Origin of the sequence: Klebsiella sp. JB_Kp042, from assembly GCF_040065275.1 — a bacterium.
GTDB lineage: Bacteria > Pseudomonadota > Gammaproteobacteria > Enterobacterales > Enterobacteriaceae > Klebsiella > Klebsiella quasipneumoniae.
The window spans coordinates 1-23644 of record NZ_JBEAJL010000086.1 but is presented as its reverse complement, the minus strand read 5'-3'; the positions used below and the strand labels follow the sequence as shown (position 1 = coordinate 23644).

Here is a 23644-nt window from a genome sequence, read left to right as displayed (position 1 = left end):
GGCGCGCGTTACTTTCGCAAGGATCCTCTATGATTAACACCTTTCGCTTTGCGCTGCTGGCCTGCGTCCTGGGCGGCAGCGCCCTGACGGCGACCGCCGCGCCGGCGGCGCCGGTCCGCGTCGCCACGGTAGAACGGGCACCTCACGCTGAAGAACGCGCCATCCCCGGGCGGGTCGAGGCGATCCGCGCCGTCGACATTCGCGCGCGCACCGAAGGGGTGATTGTTCAGCGCCACTTCCAGGACGGGCAGTATGTGACCGAGGGCGACCTGCTGTTTACCCTCGACGACGCGCAGCCCCGCGCGGCGCTGGCCCTGGCGCAGGCCGAGCTGAAAAGCGCCGAAGCCTCGCTACGCCAGTCGCAGCAGCTGCTCACTCGCTATGAGCGGCTCATCAACAACCACTCCATCAGCCGCAACGACCTCGACACGGCCCGGATGCAGCGCGACGTCGCCGCCGCCGCCGTGCAGCAGGCGAAAGCCCGCGTCGAGGCTCAGCAGATTGTGCTCGGTTATACCCGGATTGCGGCGCCGGTGACCGGGCGGGTGGGCCACAGCGCCTTTCACGTCGGGACGCTGGTCAACCCGTCCAGCGGGGTGCTGGCGGACATCGTGCAGCTCGATCCGGTACGGGTGTCGTTTGCCCTCGACGAAGCCGCGTTTTTCAGCAAAACCGGCCAGCATGCCGACATCCACGCCCTGAAGCAGGCATGGCTGGCGCAAATTGACGTGGATGGCAAACGGCGCGACGGCGTGTTGACCTCCATCGATAACCGGATCGACGCCCGCACCGGCAGCGTGGCGGTGCGGGCGGAGTTTGCCAATCCGCAGCACCGTCTGCTGCCGGGCGGCAGCGTGACGATCCTGTTCCGTCCGCAAGCGCTGTCGTCGCGGGTGATGATCCCGGCTGCCGCCGTGCAGCAGGATCCGCAGGGCTTTTTCAGCTGGGTGCTGAAGCCGGACCACACCGCCGGGCAGCGTCGTCTGACCCTTGCGGGGCAACAGGGGCAGCAGTTTGCGGTCGAGAAAGGGCTGCAGGCGGGCGAGCAGGTGATCACTGACGGCGCGCAGCGGCTGCGCGAAGGCGCCGCGGTGCAGGTGCTGAACTAGCTAAGGAGAGGGGATGCTGACCTTTTTTATCCGTCGTCCGCGATTTGCGATGGTGATCGCGCTACTGCTGACCTTTGTCGGCGCGGTATCGCTGAAGCTGATCCCGGTGGAGCAATACCCGGCGATCACGCCCCCGGTGGTGAACGTCACCGCCAGCTGGCCGGGCGCCAGCGCGTCAGACGTGGCGGAGGCCATCGCCGCCCCGCTGGAGACCCAGCTCAACGGCGTCGATCATATGCTGTATATGGAGTCCACCAGCTCGGACGAGGGGACGTACCGCCTGAGTATCACCTTCGCGGCAGGCACCGATGCCGATCTGGCGGCGATCGACGTGCAAAACCGGGTGGCGCAGGCGCTGGCGCAGCTTCCGGCGGAAGTGCAGCAGAATGGCGTCCAGGTGCGCAAGCGCGCCAGCAACCTGCTGATGGGGGTAAGCCTTTACTCGCCGCTGGGCACGCTGTCGCCGCTGTTTGTCAGCAATTACGCCAGCACCCAGGTGCGCGAGGCGCTGGCCCGCCTGCCCGGCGTCGGCGAGGTGCAGATGTTTGGCGCCCGGGATTACAGCATGCGCATCTGGCTGCGCCCGGACCGCATGAACGCCCTCAACATCACCACGGATGACGTTGCCCAGGCGCTGCGCGAGCAGAATGTGCAGGGGGCGGCGGGGCAGGTGGGCACCCCGCCGGTGTTCAACGGCCAGCAGCAGACGCTGACCATCAACGGACTGGGGCGTCTGAACGAGGCGGCCAGCTTTGGCGAGATTATCCTCCGCCGCGGCGCGCAGGGGCAGCTGGTGCGCCTCGCCGACGTGGCGACCATCGAGCTGGGCGCCCGCAGCTACAGCTCCGGCGCGCAGCTGAACGGTAAAGCGTCGGCCTATCTGGGGATCTATCCGACGCCAACCGCCAACGCCCTGCAGGTCGCCAGCGCGGTGCGCGCAGAGCTTAACCGCCTGCACACTCGCTTTCCGGCGGATCTCACCTGGGAGGTGAAGTTCGATACCACCCGCTTTGTGGCGGCGACGATCAAAGAGATCGGCGTTTCGCTGGCGCTGACCCTGCTGGCGGTGGTGGTGGTGGTGTCGCTGTTCCTGCAGAGCTGGCGGGCGACGCTGATCGTGGCCCTGGCGATCCCGGTGTCACTGATCGGCACCTTTGCGGTGCTCTATCTGCTGGGCTACAGCGCCAACACCCTCAGCCTGTTCGCGATTATTCTCGCCCTGACGATGGTGGTGGATGACGCCATTGTGGTGGTGGAGAATGTCGAAACCAAAATGGCGGAAGGACTGGATCGCCTGCAGGCCACCGCCCAGGCGCTGCGGCAGATCGCCGGGCCGGTGATCGCCACGACCCTGGTGCTGTTGGCGGTGTTTGTGCCGGTGGCGCTGCTCCCGGGGATCGTCGGCGAGCTGTATCGGCAGTTTGCCGTGACGCTCTCCACCGCGGTGGCCCTGTCGAGCCTGGTGGCGTTAACCCTGACCCCGGCCCTCTGCGCGCTGCTGCTGCGCCCGCGACCCGCCCGGCCGGCGGCAGTGTGGCGGGCGTTTAACCGTCTTCTCGACGGCACCCGCGACGGCTATGGCCGGCTGGTGGGGTGGATGAACCGCCGCCCGTGGCTGGCGCTGGCGGCGACGGTGGCGGCGGGCGCGCTGGTGGCGTTCAGCTTCACCTCGATGCCGAAAGGCTTCCTACCGCAGGAAGATCAGGGCTACCTGTTTGCCAGTGTGCAGCTGCCGGAGGCGGCGTCGCTGGAGCGTACCGAAGCGGTGATGGCCCAGGCGCGCAAGCTGCTGACGGCTAACCCGGCGGTGGAGGATGTGATTCAGGTGTCCGGCTTCAACATTCTCAACGGCACCAGCGCCGCTAACGGCGGGTTTATCTCGGTGATGCTCAAGGACTGGCATCAGCGGCCGCCGCTGGATACGGTGATGGCGGATATTCAGCGCCAGCTGCTGTCGCTGCCGGAGGCGACGATCATAACCTTCGCGCCGCCGACCCTGCCGGGCCTGGGCAATGCCTCGGGGTTTGATCTGCGCATTCTGGCGCAGGCCGGTCAGTCGTCGGCGGAGCTGGAGCAGGTGACGCGGGAGATCCTTCAGCTGGCGAACCAGCATCCGCAGCTGAGCCGGGTATTTACCACCTGGAGCAGCAACGTGCCGCAGCTGACCCTGACGGTCGACCGCGATCGGGCGGCGCTGCTGGATGTGCCGGTGGCGCAGATCTTCAGCAGCCTGCAGACGGCGTTCGGCGGCACGCGCGCCGGCGATTTCAGTCTTAACAACCGTGTCTATCATGTGGTGATGCAAAATGAGATGCAGTGGCGCGAGCGGGCTGAGCAGATTAGCGAGCTGTACGTCCGCAGCCGCGACGGCGAGCGGGTGCGGTTGAGCAATCTGGTCACCATTACGCCGACGGTGGGGGCGCCGTTTATTCAGCAGTACAACCAGTTCCCGTCCGTGTCGGTGAGCGGTTCAGCGGCCGAGGGGGTCAGCAGCCGCACGGCGATGGCGGCCATGGAGCAGATTTTGCAGGCCCATCTGCCGCCGGGGTATGACTACGCCTGGAGCGGGATCTCCTGGCAGGAGCAGCAGACCGGCAATCAGGCGGTGTGGATCGTGCTGGCGGCGGTGGCGATGGCGTGGCTGTTCCTGGTGGCGCAGTATGAAAGCTGGACGCTGCCGGCGAGCGTCATGCTCTCGGTGCTGTTCGCCATCGGCGGAGCGCTGGTCTGGCTGTGGACGGCGGGCTATGCCAACGATGTGTATGTCCAGATAGGGCTGGTGCTGCTGATCGCCCTGGCGGCGAAGAACGCGATTCTGATCGTTGAGTTCGCCCGCAGCCGGCGCGAGGAGGGGCTGTCGATAGTCGACGCCGCGCGCGAGGGCGCCACCCGCCGCTTCCGCGCGGTGATGATGACCGCGGTGTCGTTTATTATCGGCATCATGCCGATGATGCTCGCCACCGGCGCCGGGGCGCAGAGCCGGCGGATCATCGGCACCACGGTGTTCAGCGGGATGCTGGTGGCGACGATGGTTGGCATCCTGTTTATTCCTTCGCTGTATGTGCTGTTTCAGCGTATGCGCGAGTGGGCGCATCGGCGGGGGTAAGCGCGGCGCTACAACGACGACCGGGCGGTCCCCTCTCCCTTTGGGAAGAGCCGGGGTTAGGGGGAATTTTCCGTTCACGTTGCGTTTGGCAGAAAAGGGTAGTCCTTCGCTGGTGAACGGGTAAAGGGGGAGAAAACCGTCTCCCCCTTTACAATCCCCCCGGTCCCGCAGAGAAATCGGTGCTGCGCACTACGCTCACCTCCCGGTCGTCCGCCTGCGGTCGGCTCAACTCGACGTCGTGTCTCGAATCGCCTCTGGCCGCCCTCCGTGGCGGCCAGCCCTTGTCTGCCGACCTCCGGTTCGCCGATTTCAGCGGGAATCGGCTCCGCTGCACGCCCGTAGTTTTCAGAGGCCATACCATAGCGATCAGAATATATCCGTTAAAAATTGTATGTGCCTTTCTCCGTGGCCCCGCTGTGTATACCGGGGCTGCAACGACTGCCGGGCGGTCCCCTCTCCCTTGGGGGAGAGCCGGGGTCAGCGGGAATCGGCCCCGCTGCACGCCCGTAGTTTTCAGGGGCCATACCATAGCGAGCAGACTTTGTAGGCCCGGTAAGCGCAGCGCCACCGGGCAAGGACATCGGGCACGGCGGCAATCCCTTGCCCGGCCTGTCGTTAATTTATTCACTCTCCTGGCTGGAATGGCCGCCCCCAAACGCGCCCGCTATTTCCTCTCCACCGTTATCATGGTCACGAACGGATGATACTGCCACGGCACGCTGCCGCCTTTGCGGTACATCTTCGACAGGGTGCCGTCGAGATAAAGCATCTGCCGCACCCCAAGCTTTGACTGCGCATAGCAGGCAAAATCATAGAAGTTGGTTTCCCGATCGCTGAGCATAAACACCACCCGGCCCTGCTTATCGATGCCAACGCCGTTGCGCAGTTTGCGGGAGCTGGCGGAGGGCTTCAGCCGCCAGTTGATAGCGCCATTTTCAATCAGCATCGGGCCGGACTGCACCGCATAGCGGATGGCGGGAGAGCGTTTAAACGCCGGCAGCGGCACGATTTTCGCCCGGCCATTCTCCACCAGGAATACGCCGCCGGGGCGGATAAAGAAGTTCCCGCCGCCGGCGGAGCGGTTTACCGGCGTCAGGCGCTTGCCGTCTTCGATATACAGCCCCAACGGCGCGTAGGCCTTATCGTAAATGCCGCCGTTCATCGCCATCTGCACCCGGCCATCGCCATCGATACCCGCCAGCAGCGAACGCAGGGAACCCCAGGCTTTGCCGTGCCGATCCTGCCAGTACATCGCAATGCGCTCTTTCTGCGCATCCACCCGATAGCTCTGCAGGGTCAGCGTCGGGTCGGTGAGGTTACAGGCGGCGCTGGCGAGGGTGGCCAGGGGCAGCAGCGCCAGGGGGAGCAGGCAGCGTAATAACATGGGCGGTCCTTTCTATGGTCTGCGCCGAGTATACCCGCCTCGCTGTCTTATGCCGCCCAAATCTCACAGTGTTTTTGCACCAGCCCGGAAAGCGAACCGCCGTTGGCGATAAACTCGCGCATCTGCTGCGCCTCGCTGTGCGGCGATTTCGCCTGGCGAACCACCGCCTCCAGCGCCGCCGTCGCCTTCAGCTGATGGGCGAAAGGAGCCAGCCGGTCGGCGAGCTGCAGGATCTCCTGGCGGATGCTGCGCTGCTCCCCGCCGCGCACATCGGTGAGAGTCCCGTCCAGCCCGTAGCGGCAGGCCTGATAGCGGTTAAAAGGGTACAGCAGATAATCGTCAGGCTGGTGCTTAAAAGGACGCTCCGTCAACAGCCAGCAGGCGAGGGTCTGAATAAAGCCGGCGATGTGGATCGCCTGGGCGAGGGTCAGGGGGGTATCCATCACCCGCACCTCGACGGTCCCAAACTGCGGACTGGGGCGGATATCCCAGTGCAGATCCTTCATGCTGTCGATCATGCTGGTGTAGCTCAGCTGGCGGAACAGGCGACGAAACCCCTGCCAGTCGGCCACCCACGGCATCGGGCCGTTGTCGGGATAAGAGGAGAAGCGGTTGAGGCGCGAACAGGCGAAGCGGCTGTCGGTGCTGTCGAACCACGGCGAGGCGGCGTTAAGGGCGATGAAATGCGGCACAAAGCGCGACAGGCCGTGCAGCAGATAGATGGCGTCGTCGCCGCTCTGGCAGCCGACGTGCACATGCTGGCCAAAGACCGTCGCCTGCTGCGCCAGATAGCCAAAATGCTCGACGGTTTTGACATAGCGCGGATTGTCGCTGATCTGCTGGCGCTGCCAGGCATGAAAGGGGTGCGAACCGCCGCCGCAGATCTGCAGATGATGATGCAGCGCCGCGCGCTGGACCGCCTGCTGGATGGCGCTGAGCTGGGCTTGCGCATGGCTGATGTCGCGACACACCCCGGTGGCGATCTCCAGCATGCTCTCGGTGATATCGTGCTTGGCTTCTCCCACGGTCAGTTCATGCTGGACGTCGGCAATCAGATTCGAGGCATCCTGGCTGAGGTCGTAACCCGGCGGGTTCACCACCTGCAGCTCCAGTTCGATACCGAGGGTAAAAGGATCGGAGCGGTGAAAATCGGCTAAAGGCATAGTCTCTCCCGGTCGATGTGTTCTCTGAAGTATAGAAGGGATTGTTCCCGGCGGAGAATACGCCGCGGCGGGGGAGGGGGAAGCATAAAAAAGTGACGCGACGTGATTATTTAAATTTTGCGATATAGCGACTGGTGCAATTCTGCAACATATTTCCCGCTGGCGGTGCGGCAGAATAAGGTTGAATTATTTTCCCATAATTATCATGGTGATAATATAAGTCCTTCTTATTTTATCGGTCGGTTTCGGCCTATTTCCGCCCGCACCAGAGCTGGTACGCATTTTGCCTGTTAATCAGTGACACTTTATTTAACAGGGATCATGTGATGCACAAAACGACGTTATTTTCGCGTGCCGGTCGTCTCGCCGTGGCGGTGAGCGGCGCACTGGCCCTGGCGGGCGCCGCCTTACCTGCCAACGCCTCCACGCTGCGGATCGCCATGACCGCCGCGGATATTCCGTTGACCCTCGGCCAGCCGGATCAGGGCTATGAGGGCAACCGCTTTACCGGCATCCCGCTGTACGACGCGCTGGTGGAGTGGGATCTGTCGCAAGGGGAAAAGCCCAGCGGTCTGGTGCCGGGGCTGGCGACCGAGTGGCACATCGATCCGCAGAACACCCGCCGCTGGATTTTCACCCTGCGTCCGGGGGTGAAATTTCATGATGGGAGCGAGGTGAACGCCGACGCCATCGTCTGGAATGTGGATAAGGTGCTCAATAAAGCAGCGCCACAGTACGCCCCGGGTCAGATCGGCAACACCCTGTCGCGGATGCCGACCCTCGCCGGCGCGGAGAAAATTGACGATCACACCGTGGCGCTGACCACCTCGGAACCGGACGCGCTGCTGCCGTACAACATCACCAACCTGTTTATTGTCTCGCCCACGGCGTGGCAGAAGCAGTATGACGCGGTGCCGGCCAGCGCGGGCGATAGCGCCGCGCGCAGCAAACAGGCGTGGACCGCCTTCGCCGCCCATGCGGTGGGCAGCGGCCCGTTCAAACTGGAGAAGCTGGTGCCGCGTCAGCAGCTGATCCTCGCGAAAAACCCCGACTACTGGAATAAAGATCGCATTCCCCGGGTGGATAAGGTGGTGCTGATCCCCTTGCCGGAGGCTAACGCCCGCACCGCGGCGCTGCTGTCGAAGCAGGTGGACTGGATTGAAGCCCCGGCGCCGGACGCCATCGATCAGATCAAGTCTCAGGGTTTTCACCTCTACGCCAACACCCAGCCGCACCTGTGGCCCTGGCAGTTCTCCTTTGAAAAAGGATCCCCGTGGCAGGACATTCGGGTGCGCAAAGCGGCCAACCTGTGTCTGAACCGCGCCGAGCTGAAGAGCTACCTCGGCGGCTATATGACCGAGGCCACCGGGGTCTACGAGGCCGACAGCCCGTGGCATGGCAAACCCACCTTCCAGATCAAATATGACCCGGACGCCGCCCGTCAGCTGATGACCGAGGCCGGATACAGCGCCGGCAAGCCGCTGCACGTCACGGTGGCGACCTCGGCTTCCGGCTCCGGGCAGATGCAGCCCTTGCCGATGAACGAGTATATCCAGCAGAGCCTGAAGAGCTGCTTCTTCAATGTGGATATCAAAGTGGTGGAATGGAACACCCTGTTCACCAACTGGCGTCTGGGCGCCCGGGATCCCTCGGCAAAAGGGATCGACGCGATCAACGTCAGCGCCGCGGTCAACGATCCCTATTTTGGCCTGATCCGCTTCTCCACCGCCAAAGCGTTTCCGCCGGTGGCGACCAACTGGGGCTACTTCTCCACCCCGGAGACGGAAAAACTGGCCGCCGCCGTCAAGCACGCCTTTACCCCGGAAGCGATGAATAAAGCCGCCGGCGAGCTGCACGCCGCGCTGGTGGATCAGGTGCCGTTCCTGTTTGTCGCCCACGACGTCGGGCCGCGCGCGATTTCGCCTGCGGTGACCGGGGTGGTGCAACCGCAGAGCTGGTTTATCGACCTCAGTCTGGTGAGCAAAAAAGAGTAATCGTGAAAGGGGCGACCGATGATCAATACGCTGCTATACCGCATTCTGCTGGCTATCCCCACCATGCTTGGGGTGGCGGTGATCTGTTTCATGCTGGTGCAGATAGCGCCTGGCGACCCGCTGGTGTCGGTAATGCCGCCGGACGCCTCGGAGGCGCTGCGCCAGACGTTGATGCAGGCCTACGGCTTTGATAAGCCGCTGCCCCTGCAGTTTATCCACTGGCTGTGGCGGGCGCTGCACGGCGACCTCGGTATGTCGGTCGCCACCGGCCGCCCGGTGATAGACGAGGTGATGACCGCGGTAAGCTACTCCCTGCGCCTGGCGCTGCTGGCGACGGCGATCGGTTTCGTCCTCGGCAGTCTGTTCGGCTTTGTCGCCGGCTATTTTCGCAACAGCGTCATTGACCGTCTGGCCTCGGTGTTGTCGGTGTTTGGCGTCAGCGTGCCGCACTACTGGCTGGGGATGCTGCTGGTGATCCTCTGCAGCGTCAAGTTCGCGCTGCTGCCGGCCACCGGCGGCGGGCCGATAGGCGAGGTGGGCTGGCAATGGGACTGGGCGCACCTGCAGTTCATGCTGCTGCCGGCCATCACGCTGTCGGTGATCCCGACCGGGATTATCGCCCGCACCGTGCGCTCGCAGGTCGCCGATATCCTCAGCCAGGAGTTCATCGTTGGCCTGCGCGCTCGCGGGCTCAACGAGTCGCGCATCTTTGTCCACGTCATGAAAAATGCCGCGCCAACCGCGCTGGCGGTGATGGGGCTGCAGGTGGGCTATCTGATGGGCGGCTCGATCCTTGTGGAGACCGTCTTCTCCTGGCCGGGAACCGGACTGCTGCTCAACACCGCCATTTTTCAGCGCGACCTGCCCCTGCTGCAGGGCACCATCTGGGTGCTGGCGCTGTTTTTCGTATTGCTTAACCTGTTGGTGGATATTCTGCAGACCACCCTCGACCCGCGCATTAAGAGGAGCTGACCATGGTGGATACGGCAACGACGAAAGCGGTCCCGGCCGCGCCGGCCAACGCTTCCCGGCAAGGTTACTGGCGCGGCGTGCTGCGCCGCCTGCTGCGCGACCCGGGCGGGGTATTCGTCGGCGCGATCATTCTCGTTCTGCTGGCCCTGGCGCTGTTCGGGCCGTGGCTTATCGTCAAAGACCCCTATCAAACGTCGATGTTCCTGCGCCTGAAGCCCATCGGCAGCGACGGCTTCCCGCTGGGCTCTGATGAGCTGGGGCGCGACATGCTGTCGCGACTGATCCTCGGCACCCGGCTGTCGCTGTTTATGGGGATTGTCCCGGTGGTGTTCGCCTTTTTTATCGGCGGCGCCATCGGGATCATCGCTGGCTACATGGGCGGCAAAATCAATACCCTGATCATGCGCACCGTGGATGTGTTCTATGCCTTTCCCTCGGTCCTGCTGGCGATTGCGCTGTCGGGGGCGCTGGGGGCGGGCATCGGCAATGCGCTGCTGTCGCTGACCCTGGTGTTTGTCCCGCAGGTGGCGCGGATTGCCGAGAGCGTGACCGCCCAGGTACGGCATATGGACTATATCGATGCCGCCCGGGCCACCGGCGCCAGCGCGTTGACCATTATCCGCGTCCAGGTGCTGGGTAACGTGCTCGGGCCGATCTTCGTCTTCTCCACCGGGCTGATTTCAGTGTGCATGATCCTCGCCTCCGGCCTGTCGTTTCTCGGCCTCGGCGTGCGGCCGCCGGAGCCCGAGTGGGGGCTGATGCTCAATACGCTGCGCACGGCAATCTATACCCAGCCGTGGGTGGCCGCCCTGCCGGGCCTGATGATTTTTATCACCTCCATTTCGTTCAATATCCTCGCGGACCGCCTGCGTGCGGCAATGGCGATTAAGGAGTAAGCGATGCAACCCTTTACCAATATCGACCTCGGCGGGCCGGCGCAGCCGCTGCTGAAGGTCAATCACCTGCTGAAGTACTTCCGCGGCGGCAAAGGCCGGGAGGTGGTCCAGGCGGTAGACGATATCAGCTTCACGGTGATGAAAGGCGAAACCCTGGGGGTGGTCGGCGAGTCGGGCTGCGGCAAATCGACCACCGCCCGGCTGCTGATGCAGCTGCTCACCCAGGACAGCGGCGAACTGATCTTCGACGGGCTGGGGGTCGGCTCGTCGCGCCTGCCGCTGAAAGCCTACCGTCGCCAGGTGCAGATGGTTTTCCAGGACAGCTATGCCTCGCTCAATCCGCGCCTGACCATGGAGGAGAGCATCGCCTTCGGCCAGCGGGTCCACGGCGTCAGCGCCAGAGAGGCCAGCGAATACGCCCGCTATCTGCTGGCGCACGTTGGCCTTGAGCCGGCGCGCTTTGCCGACCGCTATCCCCATGCGCTCTCCGGCGGCCAGCGGCAGCGGGTGAATATCGCCCGCGCGCTGGCGATGAAGCCGCGGCTGGTGATTCTTGATGAAGCGGTGTCGGCGCTGGATAAATCGGTGGAAGCTCAGGTGCTGCAGCTGCTGCAGGAGCTGAAGCGGACCCTCGAGCTGACCTACGTATTCATCAGCCACGATCTGCACGTGGTGCGCTGGCTGTCGGATCGGATCCTCGTCATGTACCTTGGCGAAGTGGTGGAGATCGGCCCGGCGGAGCAGCTGTTTACCGCCTCCGCCCATCCCTATACCCGGGCGCTGTTAAGCTCCATGCCCTCCATGGATCCGCAAAACCGCACCCTGACCTCGCCGCTGAGCGGCGATCCCCCCAGCCCCATCGCGCCGCCGAGCGGCTGCCGCTTTCACACCCGCTGCCCGCACGCGAAGGCGGTCTGCGCCGAGGTGAAACCGCGGCTGGAGGCGGTCGGGGAGGGGCACCAGAGCGCCTGCCTGATGGCGCAGCCAGCCTCGCCCTGGCATCAGAGCATCCCCCTTAAGGAGGTCAGCCATGTCGCATAACGCCTTTGTCCATGTGCGCGACCTGCGGGTCGTCTTTCGCCGCGACGGACAGACCATCAACGCGGTCAACGGGGTCTCCTTTGACGTACAAAAGGGGGAGGTGATGGCGTTGATTGGCGAGTCGGGTTCCGGCAAGAGCGTGACCCTGCGGGCGCTGATGCGCCTGCACCCGCCGGGGAGCAGTGAGCTCTCCGGCACCCTGCGGGTGGGGGACGACGCGGTGCTGACGATGAACGCCAGCCAGCTGCGGCGCTATCGCGGCGGGCGCTGCGCGATGATTTTTCAGGAGCCGCTGCTGGCCTTCGATCCGGTCTACACCGTCGGGCAGCAGATTATAGAAGGGCTGCGCCGCCACGAAGGGCTGTCGCGCCAGGCGGCCCGGGACAGGGCGCTGGAGGCCCTGCGCCAGGTGCGCATTCCCAGCCCCGAACGGCGGCTGGAGGCTTACCCGCACGAGATGTCCGGCGGGATGCGCCAGCGGGCGATGATCGCCCTTGCCCTCTCCTGTAACCCGCAGCTGCTGCTGGCGGATGAGCCGACCACCGCCCTCGACGCCACGGTGCAAATCCAGATCCTGATCCTGCTGCGCGAGCAGCAAAAGCAGCGCGGGCTGTCGATCGTGTTTGTGACCCACGATATCGGCGCCGCGGTGGAGATTGCCGACCGGGTGGCGGTGATGTACGCCGGGCGGATCGTTGAGGAGGCCGCCATGAGCGAGATCCTGCGCCACCCGCGCCATCCTTATACCCGGGTGCTGCTGGGCAGCCGGCCGAAAGAGGGGCTCAAGAAAGGCGATGCCCTGCACTGCATTCCCGGCGCGCCGCCGGATCTGGCGCGCTTGCCCCCCGGCTGTGCCTTTGCCGAGCGCTGTCCGCACCGTCGCCCGGTCTGCGAGCAGAGCCTGCCGCCGACGGAGGCCGCAGCGGAGCGCCACACGGTGAGTTGTCACCGCTGGCGCGAGCTGGCGATTGACGCCCACGCGCAGGCCCTGGCCGTCTGACCGACGGCAACACACTCTACAGATGAAGGCCAGGCGCTGATGCCTTATTTCCCACCGCCGGTTGCGCTGGCGGCGACCTTGATGTCAGGAGACCACCATGAGCAGTGATGTACTTTTTACCCCCGCCACCGACACCACCCGCTGGCGCATCAATGGCGACCGCCTGTGGGCGTCGTTAATGGACCTTGCTCAGATCGGCGCCACGCCGAAGGGCGGCTGCCGCCGTCTGACCCTCACCGACCTCGACCGCCAGGGGCGGGACCGGGTGATTGGCTGGGCGCGGGAGGCCGGGCTGAGCGTCACCATCGATAAAATCGGCAATGTGTTTATGCGCCGGGAGGGGCGCAACCCCAGCCTGCCGCCCATCGTCTCCGGCAGCCATATCGACACCCAGCCCTCCGGCGGCAAATTTGACGGCAACTACGGCGTGCTGGCGGCGCTGGAGGTGGTGCGCACGCTCAACGATCGGCAGATTGCCACCGAGGCGCCGATTGAGGTGGTGTTCTGGACCAACGAAGAGGGGTCGCGCTTCGTGCCGGTGATGATGGGCTCCGGGGTCTTTGCCGGGGTCTTCCCGCTGGAGGAGACCTGGGCCGTCACGGATAAAGAGGGCGTCAGCGTCGGCGAGGCGCTGGCGCAGATCGGCTATATCGGCGAGCAGACCCCGGGAGAGCATCCCATCGGCGCCTATTTTGAGGCGCACATTGAGCAGGGACCGATTCTCGAAGATGAAGCGAAAACCATCGGTATCGTGCAGGGCGTGCTGGGGATCCGCTGGTACGACTGCGTGGTGACCGGCCAGGCGTCGCACGCCGGACCCACGCCGATGCGCCTGCGTCAGGATGCCCTGCAGGTGGCGACCCGCATTATGCAGGAGGTGGTCGCCATTGCCGGGCGCAGCGAAGAGGGACGCGGCACTGTCGGCAGCGTGCAGGTGTGGCCCAACAGCCGCAACGTGGTGCCCGGGGAGGTCACCTTCTCCATTGATATGCGCAATCTCAGCGATGCGCTGGTGGATGAAATGGATCGCCAGCTGCGGGCGTTTATCGCGGAGGTTGAGCGGGAGAGCGGTCTGCAGGTGGCCCTGAAGCAGGTGAGCCACTATCCGGCGGCGCCGTTCGATGGCGAATGCCAGCAGGCCATTGCCGATGCCGCGCAGCGGCTGGGCTACCCGGCGCGACCGATTGTCTCCGGCGCCGGGCATGACGCCGTGTATATGAGCTACCTGGCGCCGACTGGGATGATTTTTATTCCCTGCAAGGACGGGATCAGCCATAACGAAATGGAGTATGCCTCGCCGGAGCACGTCGCCGCCGGGGCCAACGTGCTCCTGCAGGTGATGCTCCAGTACGCCCGGCCGGTGTAGGCGCTCCTCCTCCCCGGCGGGGCGACGCGTCAGGTCAGGCGCGGCTCCCGCTCCCTGCGCCAACCCGCTGGCGGCCAAATTTGCGCGAGCCCACCACGCACAGCACCACCCCGAGGGTGACCGCCAGCATCAAGGGGCTAACGGTTTCGTGCAACAGCGCCGCCGACAGACCAAGCCCAAAGAACGGCTGCAATAGCTGGAGCTGGCCGACGGCGGCGATCCCGCCCGCGGCCAGCCCTTTGTACCAGAAGATAAAACCAATCAGCATGCTGAAGAGCGACACATAGCCCAGCGCGGCCCAGGAGGAGGTCGATATGGCGCGCCAGGAGGCGGGCTGAACCATCAGCGAGGCGGGGAGCATCAACGGCAGGGCTATCACCAGCGCCCAGCAAATCACCTGCCAGCCGCCGAGCTCCCGGGTCAGCTTTGCCCCTTCCGCATAGCCGAGGCCGCAGGCGATCACCGCCGCCAGCATCAGCAGATCGCCGCTGAGCGACGCCGCCGCACTTTGCGTCAGGGCGAATCCCATCACCAGCAGGCTGCCCAGCAGCGAAAAGATCCAGAAAGCCCGCCGCGGACGTTCGCCGCCGCGCAGTACGCCGAAGAGGGCGGTCATCAGCGGCAGCAGGCCAATAAACACAATCGAATGCGCCGAGGTGATGCGCTGCAGGGCCAGCGCCGTGAGCAGGGGAAAGCCGATCACCACCCCGGATGAGACGATGATCAGGGGCACAAGCTGCGCCAGGCGCGGGCGTTTCTGACGAAAGCCGACCAGCAGCGCGACGGCAAGCAGCCCGGCGATGGAGGCGCGCAGAAAGGTCAATAACAACGGATCCATATCCTGCACCGCCAGCCGCGTCGCGGGCAGCGAACCGCTAAAAATGATCACCCCCAGTAAACCATGAAGCCATCCGGACCAGGGGCCGGGCGCCGATTTATCCAGTGTTGAATCTACCACGTTAACCTCGCGTTATCTGATTGGGCTGCGCCCGCTTGAGCATCGTCAGCGGCGATGGTAATGTGGCCAATCTGATACAATCAAATTATTGTCATAGATACATTTCACGATGAAAGCTCGATACAAAGCCGTTGTCGACCGATACGCGCAGGCGATCCGCAGCGGGCAGCTGCCCGCCGGCACCCGTCTGCCGACGCACCGTACCCTGGCCGCCGAGGAACGCCTCTCGCTGGCCACCGCCACCCGCGTCTACCGTGAACTGGAGGAGATGGGGCTGGTCAGTGGCGAAACCGGGCGCGGCACCTTCGTGCGGGACCTCTCGCTGCCGCCGGGGCATGGGGTCGACCAGCAGGTGGTGGCCGCCGACGTCGTGGATCTTAACTTCAACTACCCTTCGCTGCCGGCGCAGGGCGATGCGCTGCGCGAGGCGCTCAGGCAGCTGGCGATGGCGGGCGATATTGACTCGCATCTGCGCTATCAGCCTCACGCCGGGCGGCTCGCCGAGCGGGAAATCATCGCCCGCCATTTGACCTGCCGGCACTTTGCGCCGGACGTGGAAAATGTCCTGATCGTCAACGGCGCGCAGCACGGGCTGGCGGTGACCGTTATGGGGCTGTTACGTCCGGGGGATGTGGTGGCGGTGGATGCGCTGACCTATTCGGGCTTCAAGGTGCTGGCGGCGCTCTATCATCTGGAGCTGGCGGCGATCCCCTGTCGGGCCGAAGGGCCGGACCTGCAGGCGCTTCACACGCTGTGCCAGCAGCGGCGGGTGCGGGCGGTGTATACCATGCCGACGCTGCACAATCCGCTGGGCTGGGTGCTCAACGCCGGGCAGCGGCAGGTGCTGGCCGACCTCGCGCGCCAGCACGATCTGCTGATTATCGAAGATGCCGCCTACGCCCGGCTGGTGAGCCGTCCGCCGCCGCCGGTGGTCAGCTATGCGCCGGAAAGAACGGTGTATGTCACCGGATTTTCGAAAAATATCGCCACCGGACTGCGCGTGGGGGTGGTGATTTCTCCGCCGCGCTATCGGCCGGAGATTGAGCGCGCCATCCGGGCCACGACGTGGAATACGCCGACGCTGATAAGCTCGCTGATCTGCGCCTGGATTGAAGATGGCACGGTGGCCCGATTTGAAACGCAGAAACGACAGGATGCGCGCCAGCGGCAGCAGGTGGCCCGCGAGGTGCTCTGCGGCCTTCCCGTTGTGAGTCATCCCGATTCGTACTTCGTCTGGCTGCCGCTGGGCGAAGAGAGCCGGGCCGACCGGCTGGCGAATGCGCTGATGGAACGCCGTATTTCGGTGTCGACCGCCGAGCCGTTCTGCGTCTCCGCCACGATCCCACAGGCGCTGCGCATCGCGCTCGGTTCGGTGCCTTTCGACAGCCTGCGCCCGGCGCTGCTCAACGTGCGCGATGCCGTCGAGTATGAGCAATCCCGCTAACCCATCTGCTCCAGCTGGCCGCGCAGGACTTCCACCCCCCGGGCGATGGCGTCGGGGTTAATGGCGTGGAATCCCATGCGAAAGTAGTTATCCGGCGGCGCGGCGTTGAGAAAATGGCGCGCCCCGGGCTCAATCAGCACGCCGGCGTGGGCGGCGCGCCAGGTAAGCTGTTGGGTGTTGATCTGCGCCGGGGTCTGCAGCCAGAAGGCGTTAGCGTGTTCGCTCCCCGCCAGCGCGCGGCACGACGGCAGGTAGCGCTGCAGGGCGGCGTGCAGGCGCTCCCAGCGCTGGGCGGAGTCGTAATGGTAGCGCCGCAGATGGGTTTCATAATGGCCCTGGGCGAGGAAGTGGGCCATCTGGTACTGAATGTTGGTCGGCGGATGGCGATAGACCAGCCGGCGCAGAGCGCGCGCCTCGTCGATCAGGTCCGGGTCGGCGACCATAAACCCCAGCCGCAGCCCCGGCGACAGCGCCTTTGACAGGCTGCTGACATACACCACCCGGCCGCTGCGATCGCTGGCCTTCAGCGCCGGCAGCGGGTTTTGGGTAAAGTTACTCTCCGAGTCATAATCATCTTCAATGATCACCGCGTCATGGCGGGCGGCATGCTCCAGCAGCTGGCGGCGGCGCGCGCTGCTCATCGCCACACCGGTGGGCACCTGGTGGCCGGGGGTGACATAGTAGTAATCGCAGGGACGCTCATTAAGCACGATCCCCTCTTCATCCACCGGGTGCGGCGCTACCTCGGCGTCGGCGAGCAGAAAGGTGTTGATGGCTTCGCGAAAGCAGGGGTTTTCGACGCCAATGCGCGTGGTGGAAGAGAGCAGCAGCCGTGTCAGCAGGTAGAGGGCGTTTTGCGAGCCCAGGGTGATGAGAATTTCGTCCGGGGCGGCGACAATGCCGCGCTTGGGCAGCACCCGGGTGCGGATCTGCTCGATGAGCATCGGCACATCCTGGTCAATATGGTCGACCACCCACGCCGGATCGCGCACCCCGCCGTGCAGCCAGTTGGCCGCCGAGCGCCAGGTAGCCAGCGGGAACTGTCGGGTATCGGGCTGGCCGTAGATAAACGGGTAGCGGTAGTGCATCCAGCCCGCCGGTTTGAGGATCGACTCCTGCTGGCTGGGGGTCATCTGCAGCCGGTCGCCCCAGCGTGGTGCAGCCGCTTCGCGCTGCGGTGCACTCTCGGCCGCGGGAGGCGAAGCGTCGTGATAGTCGGGATGCAGGTAGTAACCGCTTCGCGGGCGGCTTATCAGATAGCCCTCGTTGACCAGGCTTTCGAACACCAGGGCGGTGGTATTGCGCGAGACGCGCAGCTGGCTGGCCAGCTGGCGGCAGGAGGGCAGCGGGGTGTCGGCGGCGAAGATCCCGCTGAGAATGGCATTCACCAGCGTCTCTCGCACCTGCTCCTGCAAACCGCGGCCAGGCTCAAAATCAACGTGTAACAGGTGACGGATCATACGGGGCTCCTCTGGCAATAACGCATCGCGACCACCCCATAAGCTCAGCAAATTCCATACCACCCTTCCGCCATCTGACACAGCGATGCGGCCCATCTGGCTCTATACGGAATTGCAAAACGCTCCCACATTAAAAACGCATTCAGCCGCCGCGGACCGGAACCTCCCGGCCTCTATTTTGCATAAACCTTTTCGCGTTCTGGAATGAACCCGTCTGGCCCATCCATCAGGGGTGAAATAATGAAAAAATCATTGGCATCAATGTGTCTGAGCGCTGTATTAACGGTTGCTTTTTCTTATCACGCCGTCGCGGCCGATCTGCCGGAAATAGAAAAATCCGGCACCCTGAAAGTGGCGACGGAAGATGATTATGCGCCATTTAACTTTATGAATAATGGTCAGGCCGATGGCTTTAACAAAGATATGCTTGAGGAGTTACGTAAATACGCCAAATTTCATGTCGACCAGAGCATATTACCGTGGACCGGATTATTAGCGGCCGTCTCCACTGGACAATACGATATGGCCTTAACCGGGGCGGTTATTACCGATGAGCGGCTGAAGGTCTTTGATTTCACCCCGCCGTGGGCCTCCGCGCAGCACTATTTCGTCAAACGCGCTGGCGATACCTCGCTAAACACCATTGCCGATCTCAGCGGCAAAAAAGTGGGGGTGCAGGCGGGCAGCGCGCTGCTGGCGCGTTTGCCGGAGCTGAAGGCGATGCTGGAGAAGACCGGCGGCAAGCTGGGGCCGGTGGTGGAGTACCCCTCCTATCCGGAAGCCTACGCCGACCTGGCGAATAAGCGGCTGGATTACGTGATTAACGTGGTGATCTCGGTAAACGACCTGGCGAAAGCCAAACCGAAGGTCTTCGCCAAAGGGCTGGCCGTCTCCGGACCGGGCTATATGGCGTGGCCGATCCCGAAAAACTCGCCGCAGCTGCTGGCCTATATGACCAAGTTTATGAACCACATGAAGGAGACCGGCAAGCTCGCCGAGCTGCAGAAAAAGTGGTTTGGCGAAACCTATGACAACCTGCCCACCGAGGCGATCACCAGCCCGGAACAGTTTCATAAGCTTGCCGGTCTGTAATGTTCCGCGGCGGGCGACCGCCGCCTGTTGCTGAGAAGGAGGGCCTCATGGATGCAATTTCCTGGCAGTTATTAATCGAAGGCGCATGGACGACCCTCTGGATTTCGGCCATCGCTATCGCCTTCGGGGTGGTGGCGGGGCTGCTGATCGCCCTGGTGCGGATGCTGCGCCTGCCGGTTATCGACCAGCTGCTGGTGGTCTATATCAGCCTGGCCCGCGCGACGCCGCTGGTGACGCTGGTGCTGTTTCTGTTCCTTTCCCTGCCCACGATGGGCATTAACCTCGACAAGAACGTGGCCGCCATCGTGGCGCTGACGCTTAACACCTCGGCGTTTAACGCTGAGATCTGGCGCAACGCCTTCCGCACCTTTCCGCGCGAACAGCGGGAGGCGGCGGAATCGGTGGGAATGCGCCGCTGGACCTACTTCCGCTACATCATGCTGCCGCAGATGTGGATCGAGAGCCTGCCGGCGCTGGTCAATGAGATGTCGTTTTTGATCAAAGGTAGCCCGGCGATCGCCGTGATCGGCGTGGTGGATCTCACCCGGGTGACCAACCGTATCTCCTCGGTCACCTACGAGCCGCTGTCGCCGATCCTCGCCGCCGGCCTGCTGTATGTGGCGATCATCGGCTGTTTATTGAAGCTGCAGGGGATTGCGGAACGGAAAGCCAGGCGCCTGGCGCGCTAGCAACGGGAGGTATTATGAATCAGTGGGGCGTTATCTGGTCGGTACGCGATAGCTTTATTGCCGGGTTATTCGCGACCCTCGAACTGTTTATTACCGCCGCCCTCGCGGCCCTTATTATCGGTATTGCGCTGTGTTATTTTAGCGAATATCAAAAGAAAGCCCTTAACCGGGTTATCATTGGTTTCGTCAGCCTGATGCGCGCGATCCCTTTTTTGATCCTCGCCTATCTGCTGTATTACGGACTGCCGCAGATCGGTATTAGCATGGGGCCGTGGACCGCCGGTTTACTGGCCCTGATTATTTATCATGGCGCCTATTTCTTTGAAATATTGCGCAGCCAGCGGCGGGTATTTTCCGGCGGGTATATTGAAGCCGCCATTGCTCAGGGCTTTTCTCGCTATGCCATTTTTCGGCGGATTATTTTACCCAATATCGTCTCTTCCGCCTTACCGCTGATCGGCAATCAGCTGATTATCTGCCTGAAGGACACCGCTTTCCTGAGCATTATTACCGTTCAGGAGATCACCGCCGCCGCCAACAGCGTCCAGGCGACCTATTTTATTCCGTTTAACGCCTTTATCGTCGCCATTGGGCTTTACTGGGCGATCAGCATTCTGCTGGAGCTGCTGATTAAGCGCCTGACCGCCTGGGGAGCCAAAAGAGGAATGAGCCATGCCTGAGTCTATTGCCGTAAGCGTCAAAAACGTCTCCAAGCAGTTCGATAATGTGGAAGTCCTGCGGGATATTAACCTGACGGTGGAGAAGGGGACCGTGGTGAGTATTCTCGGCTCGTCCGGGTCGGGAAAATCCACCCTGCTGCGCTGTATGAACTGGCTGGAACAGCCGGACCGCGGCGAAATTCATATCGGCGGTCAGCGGCTGGGGATTGATGAGCAGCGCGGCCGGGCAATGTCGCACCGCCAGCTGGCGAAAATCCGCGAACGGGTGGGGATGGTGTTTCAGAGTTTTAACCTGTGGCCGCACCTGACCGTGCAGCAGAACGTTAGCGAGGCGCTGCTGCGCGTTAAGGGCATGAAACGAGACGAGGCGCAGGCCATGGCCATGCAGCAGCTGGAGAAAGTCGGCATGGCGCACAAAGCCGATGTCTACCCGATCACCCTCTCCGGCGGGCAGAAGCAGCGGGTGGCGATCGCCCGTTCGCTGGCGATGTCGCCGGAAGTTATCCTCTTTGACGAACCGACCTCGGCGCTGGATCCGGAGCTGGTGAACGAGGTGTTAGGGGTGATGAAAGCCCTTGCCGCCGAGGGCTACACCATGGTGGTGGTGACCCACGAGATGGATTTTGCCCGCCAGGTGTCCAATGAGGTGGTGTTTCTGGAGAAGGGGCTGCTGATTGAGAAGGCGCCGCCGGAGAAGTTTTTCACGCAACCTGACTCCGAACGCGTCAGGCAGTTTCTGCAAAGCAGCCGTTAGACCGGCCTGTGCCCCCTGCCGGCAGCGCCGGCAGGGGGAGCGTCGGGTTTCGCTTAATCCCGGTCGATGGCGAACGGCTGCCACGCCTGGCGCACCGGCATCACCTCCACCCGGTTAATGTTCATATGCGCCGGCAGCGTGGCGATATAAAACATCTGCTCGGCGATATCGCGCGCGCTCAGCGGCGTGGTGCCGCGATAGAGCTTATCCGATGCCGCCTGGTCGCCCTTAGTGCGCACCAGGGTAAATTCGGTCTCGGCAATCCCCGGCGCCAGATCGGTGACCCGCACGCCGGTGCCAAGCAGATCGCAGCGCAGATTATAGCTGAACTGTTTTACAAAGGCCTTGCTGGCGCCATAGACATGGCTGCCGGGATAGGGCCACTGCCCGGCGATCGAGCCGATATTGATAATGCTCGCCCCGGCGCCATGGCGGATCAGCGTCGGCAGCAGAGCGTGGGTCATCGTCACCAGACCGGTGACGTTGGTGTCGATCATCGTTTTCCAGTCCTCCAGGGCCACCTCTTGCGCCGGCAGCGGCGACAGCGCCAGCCCGGCGTTGTTGATCAGGGTGGTGATATCGGCGAAATCGGCGGGCAGCGACGCCACCGCCGCAGCCACCGCCTCGCTGTCGCGAACGTCAAGCTCAATAATATGCACCGGCACCTGGGCGGCGAGTCTGTCCTGCAAGGCCTTCAGTCGCGGATAGCGGCGCCCGCTCAACACCAGCGACCAGCCCGCATCGGCAAACACCTGCGCTGCCGCTTCGCCAAAACCCGAGGTCGCCCCGGTGATAAACACTACGTTGCTCGTTGCCATCTCATTCTCCTGTGCGGTTGTCCCTTCACTATAAAAACGCCGGACGGCAAGGCACAGGGCCAGACGACGGGCGGGGATGTGACACCGTGTCACATCGTTTTGCGCACACTGGCTCTATCCGATTTGCGCGGCCGCGGCCAATGATGAAGTCAACCACTACGACATGAGAGAGGGCAGGGTATGAAGCTGGCAATTCACAACGAGGTCGCGGTAAGCAATGACGAAGTTCGGCAATTGGATCGCGCCTATGTGTTTCATTCATGGTCGATGCAGGGCAATCTCAACCCGCTGGTCATCGCCGGGGCGCAAGGCTGCGAGCTATGGGATTATGAGGGGAACACCTGGCTCGACTTCAGCAGCCAGCTGGTGAACGTCAACATTGGCTATCAACATCCCCGGGTGCTGGCGGCCATGAAGGCGCAGCTGGAGACCCTGGTCACCATCGCGCCCGCTACCGCCAACCTTGCCCGCGGCGAAGCGGCGAAGCGCATCGTCGACCTGGCGCCGGCGGGCTTCAGCAAGGTATTTTTCACCAACGCCGGGGCGGATGCCAATGAGAACGCGATTCGCATGGCGCGGCTGTATACCGGACGTGACAAGGTGCTGTCGGCCTATCGCTCCTACCATGGCAACACCGGCAGCGCGATCGCCGCCACCGGCGACTGGCGCCGGGTGCCGAATGAGTTTTCCCGCGGCCATGTGCACTTCTTCAATCCTTACCTTTACCGCAGCGAGTTCAACGCTGCGACCGAGGAGGAGGAGTGCCAGCGCGCGCTGGCCCATCTGCGGCGGATCATTGAATGCGAGGGGCCGACGGCTATCGCGGCGATCCTGCTGGAGTCCATCCCCGGCACCGCCGGGATCCTCGTGCCGCCGGCAGGCTATATGCAGGGCGTGCGCGCGCTGGCCGACGAGTTTGGCATCGTGCTGATCCTCGATGAGGTGATGGCCGGCTTTGGTCGTACCGGCAGCTGGTTCGCCTTCGAACAGGATGGCGTGGTGCCGGATCTGGTGACCTTTGCCAAGGGGGTTAACGCCGGCTACGTGCCGGCGGGCGGGGTGCTGATTAGCGAGCCGATTGCCCGCTATTTTGACGATCACTTCTTTGCCGGGGGGCTGACCTACTCCGGCCATCCGCTGGCGATGGCGGCGATTGTCGCCACCATCGACGCGATGAAAGAGGAGAAGGTGGTTGAGAACGCGGCCTATATCGGCAACGAGGTGCTGCGCCCCGGTCTCGAGGCGCTGGCGGAGAAGCACGCCATTATCGGCGAGGTGCGCGGTCGCGGCCTGTTCCAGGCGCTGGAGCTGGTGAGCAGCCGTGAACAAAAAACGCCGTTGACCGCCGCCGACATGGCCGCGATCAAAGGGGCCCTGACCGAAGCCGGGCTGCTGGCCTTTGTGGTGGAGAACCGCATTCATGTGGTACCGCCGTGCACCATTACTGCTGAGCAGGTGGCGCAAGGGCTGGCGATTTTTGATGCGGTCTTCGCCCGCTTTGCCAGCCTGGCGAAGTAGGGGAGGGTAGCGGAAGCGACCGCCGGACGGTTCCCTTTCCCTCCGGGACAGGGCCACGGGGAGGGGAAGCGCTGCCGTGTGGTTTTTTATGTTATCTGTGGCTTCAGCGTAGTTTGCGCTCCCGGCTAATCGTCTGCGTTATGTCAATTCCGGGCAGATTGCGCTCCCGGTTAATTTTCTGCGTTATGTCTCTTACGGCG

General features: G+C 63.5%; 19 protein-coding genes. 14 read left to right on the top strand and 5 right to left on the bottom strand.

Annotated features, from left to right (window positions below):
- Positions 1 to 29 precede the first annotated feature (29 nt).
- Together ABLV54_RS15600 and ABLV54_RS15595 are read left to right on the top strand one after the other, a co-directional pair.
- Complete coding sequence (locus tag ABLV54_RS15600) at positions 30 to 1109, top strand: efflux RND transporter periplasmic adaptor subunit (RefSeq protein ID WP_050533021.1); 1080 nt, start codon at positions 30 to 32, stop codon at positions 1107 to 1109.
- A 13-nt stretch (positions 1110 to 1122) separates the two neighbouring features.
- The gene (locus ABLV54_RS15595; protein ID WP_050533020.1) at positions 1123 to 4215 is read left to right on the top strand and encodes an efflux RND transporter permease subunit; all 3093 of its coding nucleotides are present in this window, start codon (positions 1123 to 1125) and stop codon (positions 4213 to 4215) included.
- Positions 4216 to 4879: 664 nt separating this feature from the next.
- On the opposite strand, the gene ABLV54_RS15590 is transcribed toward ABLV54_RS15595, so the two are convergent.
- Complete coding sequence (locus ABLV54_RS15590) at positions 4880 to 5599, bottom strand: phosphodiester glycosidase family protein (RefSeq protein ID WP_050533019.1); 720 nt, start codon at positions 5597 to 5599, stop codon at positions 4880 to 4882.
- Positions 5600 to 5646: 47 nt separating this feature from the next.
- Entirely contained in the window at positions 5647 to 6762 is a 1116-nt protein-coding gene (locus ABLV54_RS15585) for a YbdK family carboxylate-amine ligase (protein WP_050533018.1), read from the bottom strand.
- A gap of 326 nt (positions 6763 to 7088) precedes the next feature.
- Here ABLV54_RS15585 and ABLV54_RS15580 point away from each other — a divergent pair, with 326 nt between their 5' ends.
- The 6 genes from ABLV54_RS15580 to ABLV54_RS15555 all read left to right on the top strand — a co-directional run bounded on the left by ABLV54_RS15580 (position 7089) and on the right by ABLV54_RS15555 (position 14031).
- The gene (locus tag ABLV54_RS15580; protein ID WP_023288739.1) at positions 7089 to 8756 is read left to right on the top strand and encodes an ABC transporter substrate-binding protein; all 1668 of its coding nucleotides are present in this window, start codon (positions 7089 to 7091) and stop codon (positions 8754 to 8756) included.
- An 18-nt stretch (positions 8757 to 8774) separates the two neighbouring features.
- The gene (locus ABLV54_RS15575) at positions 8775 to 9728 is read left to right on the top strand and encodes an ABC transporter permease (RefSeq protein WP_023288740.1); all 954 of its coding nucleotides are present in this window, start codon (positions 8775 to 8777) and stop codon (positions 9726 to 9728) included.
- A 2-nt stretch (positions 9729 to 9730) separates the two neighbouring features.
- Positions 9731 to 10624 carry an ABC transporter permease gene (locus ABLV54_RS15570; RefSeq protein ID WP_023288741.1) on the top strand — a complete coding sequence of 298 codons (894 nt, stop codon included), beginning with the start codon at positions 9731 to 9733 and terminating at the stop codon, positions 10622 to 10624.
- Positions 10625 to 10627: 3 nt separating this feature from the next.
- Positions 10628 to 11665: an ABC transporter ATP-binding protein gene (locus ABLV54_RS15565; protein WP_048334323.1), complete on the top strand. Its 1038-nt coding sequence runs from the start codon at positions 10628 to 10630 to the stop codon at positions 11663 to 11665.
- Positions 11655 to 12665, top strand: coding sequence for an ABC transporter ATP-binding protein (locus tag ABLV54_RS15560; protein WP_044521499.1), 1011 nt, complete (start codon positions 11655 to 11657; stop codon positions 12663 to 12665). The genes ABLV54_RS15565 and ABLV54_RS15560 overlap by 11 nt, the downstream gene beginning before the upstream one ends.
- Before the next feature lie 97 nt (positions 12666 to 12762).
- Complete coding sequence (locus ABLV54_RS15555; protein ID WP_050533017.1) at positions 12763 to 14031, top strand: Zn-dependent hydrolase; 1269 nt, start codon at positions 12763 to 12765, stop codon at positions 14029 to 14031.
- Between the two features lie 34 nt (positions 14032 to 14065).
- Here ABLV54_RS15555 and ABLV54_RS15550 read toward each other — a convergent pair whose 3' ends face one another.
- Complete coding sequence (locus tag ABLV54_RS15550) at positions 14066 to 14974, bottom strand: DMT family transporter (protein WP_032429109.1); 909 nt, start codon at positions 14972 to 14974, stop codon at positions 14066 to 14068.
- Between the two features lie 124 nt (positions 14975 to 15098).
- On the opposite strand from ABLV54_RS15550, the gene ABLV54_RS15545 reads away from it, so the two are divergent.
- On the top strand, positions 15099 to 16433 hold the full coding sequence (locus ABLV54_RS15545; RefSeq protein ID WP_248861053.1) for a PLP-dependent aminotransferase family protein: 1335 nt from the start codon (positions 15099 to 15101) through the stop codon (positions 16431 to 16433).
- On the opposite strand, the gene ABLV54_RS15540 is transcribed toward ABLV54_RS15545, so the two are convergent.
- Entirely contained in the window at positions 16430 to 17893 is a 1464-nt protein-coding gene (locus tag ABLV54_RS15540) for a PLP-dependent aminotransferase family protein (protein ID WP_050533015.1), read from the bottom strand. The genes ABLV54_RS15545 and ABLV54_RS15540 overlap by 4 nt on opposite strands.
- Before the next feature lie 240 nt (positions 17894 to 18133).
- Between ABLV54_RS15540 and ABLV54_RS15535 the strand changes: the two genes are divergently transcribed.
- From ABLV54_RS15535 to ABLV54_RS15520, 4 genes are read left to right on the top strand one after another with little or no spacing between them, the layout of a single operon-like run.
- Positions 18134 to 18985, top strand: a complete 852-nt coding sequence (locus ABLV54_RS15535; protein ID WP_022631237.1) for a transporter substrate-binding domain-containing protein — start codon at positions 18134 to 18136, stop codon at positions 18983 to 18985.
- Between the two features lie 47 nt (positions 18986 to 19032).
- The gene (locus tag ABLV54_RS15530; RefSeq protein ID WP_002893187.1) at positions 19033 to 19674 is read left to right on the top strand and encodes an amino acid ABC transporter permease; all 642 of its coding nucleotides are present in this window, start codon (positions 19033 to 19035) and stop codon (positions 19672 to 19674) included.
- A 14-nt stretch (positions 19675 to 19688) separates the two neighbouring features.
- Positions 19689 to 20354, top strand: a complete 666-nt coding sequence (locus tag ABLV54_RS15525) for an ABC transporter permease subunit (protein ID WP_050533014.1) — start codon at positions 19689 to 19691, stop codon at positions 20352 to 20354.
- Positions 20347 to 21108 (top strand): amino acid ABC transporter ATP-binding protein, encoded by a 762-nt coding sequence (locus ABLV54_RS15520; RefSeq protein ID WP_032455037.1) that lies wholly within the window; start codon positions 20347 to 20349, stop codon positions 21106 to 21108. The genes ABLV54_RS15525 and ABLV54_RS15520 overlap by 8 nt, the downstream gene beginning before the upstream one ends.
- 53 nt (positions 21109 to 21161) lie before the next feature.
- On the opposite strand, the gene ABLV54_RS15515 is transcribed toward ABLV54_RS15520, so the two are convergent.
- The gene (locus ABLV54_RS15515) at positions 21162 to 21926 is read right to left on the bottom strand and encodes an SDR family NAD(P)-dependent oxidoreductase (protein ID WP_023288749.1); all 765 of its coding nucleotides are present in this window, start codon (positions 21924 to 21926) and stop codon (positions 21162 to 21164) included.
- Between the two features lie 180 nt (positions 21927 to 22106).
- Here ABLV54_RS15515 and ABLV54_RS15510 point away from each other — a divergent pair, with 180 nt between their 5' ends.
- Positions 22107 to 23444 carry an aspartate aminotransferase family protein gene (locus tag ABLV54_RS15510; protein ID WP_032414656.1) on the top strand — a complete coding sequence of 446 codons (1338 nt, stop codon included), beginning with the start codon at positions 22107 to 22109 and terminating at the stop codon, positions 23442 to 23444.
- Positions 23445 to 23644 lie beyond the last annotated feature (200 nt).

Coding starts and splice junctions, on each gene's coding strand:
- ABLV54_RS15600 (WP_050533021.1), top strand. CDS start 30: ATGATTAACACCTTTCGCTTTGCGCTGCTGGCCTGCGTCCTGGGCGGC.
- ABLV54_RS15595 (WP_050533020.1), top strand. CDS start 1,123: ATGCTGACCTTTTTTATCCGTCGTCCGCGATTTGCGATGGTGATCGCG.
- ABLV54_RS15590 (WP_050533019.1), bottom strand. CDS start 5,599: ATGTTATTACGCTGCCTGCTCCCCCTGGCGCTGCTGCCCCTGGCCACC.
- ABLV54_RS15585 (WP_050533018.1), bottom strand. CDS start 6,762: ATGCCTTTAGCCGATTTTCACCGCTCCGATCCTTTTACCCTCGGTATC.
- ABLV54_RS15580 (WP_023288739.1), top strand. CDS start 7,089: ATGCACAAAACGACGTTATTTTCGCGTGCCGGTCGTCTCGCCGTGGCG.
- ABLV54_RS15575 (WP_023288740.1), top strand. CDS start 8,775: ATGATCAATACGCTGCTATACCGCATTCTGCTGGCTATCCCCACCATG.
- ABLV54_RS15570 (WP_023288741.1), top strand. CDS start 9,731: ATGGTGGATACGGCAACGACGAAAGCGGTCCCGGCCGCGCCGGCCAAC.
- ABLV54_RS15565 (WP_048334323.1), top strand. CDS start 10,628: ATGCAACCCTTTACCAATATCGACCTCGGCGGGCCGGCGCAGCCGCTG.
- ABLV54_RS15560 (WP_044521499.1), top strand. CDS start 11,655: ATGTCGCATAACGCCTTTGTCCATGTGCGCGACCTGCGGGTCGTCTTT.
- ABLV54_RS15555 (WP_050533017.1), top strand. CDS start 12,763: ATGAGCAGTGATGTACTTTTTACCCCCGCCACCGACACCACCCGCTGG.
- ABLV54_RS15545 (WP_248861053.1), top strand. CDS start 15,099: ATGAAAGCTCGATACAAAGCCGTTGTCGACCGATACGCGCAGGCGATC.
- ABLV54_RS15540 (WP_050533015.1), bottom strand. CDS start 17,893: ATGATCCGTCACCTGTTACACGTTGATTTTGAGCCTGGCCGCGGTTTG.
- ABLV54_RS15535 (WP_022631237.1), top strand. CDS start 18,134: ATGAAAAAATCATTGGCATCAATGTGTCTGAGCGCTGTATTAACGGTT.
- ABLV54_RS15530 (WP_002893187.1), top strand. CDS start 19,033: ATGGATGCAATTTCCTGGCAGTTATTAATCGAAGGCGCATGGACGACC.
- ABLV54_RS15525 (WP_050533014.1), top strand. CDS start 19,689: ATGAATCAGTGGGGCGTTATCTGGTCGGTACGCGATAGCTTTATTGCC.
- ABLV54_RS15520 (WP_032455037.1), top strand. CDS start 20,347: ATGCCTGAGTCTATTGCCGTAAGCGTCAAAAACGTCTCCAAGCAGTTC.
- ABLV54_RS15515 (WP_023288749.1), bottom strand. CDS start 21,926: ATGGCAACGAGCAACGTAGTGTTTATCACCGGGGCGACCTCGGGTTTT.
- ABLV54_RS15510 (WP_032414656.1), top strand. CDS start 22,107: ATGAAGCTGGCAATTCACAACGAGGTCGCGGTAAGCAATGACGAAGTT.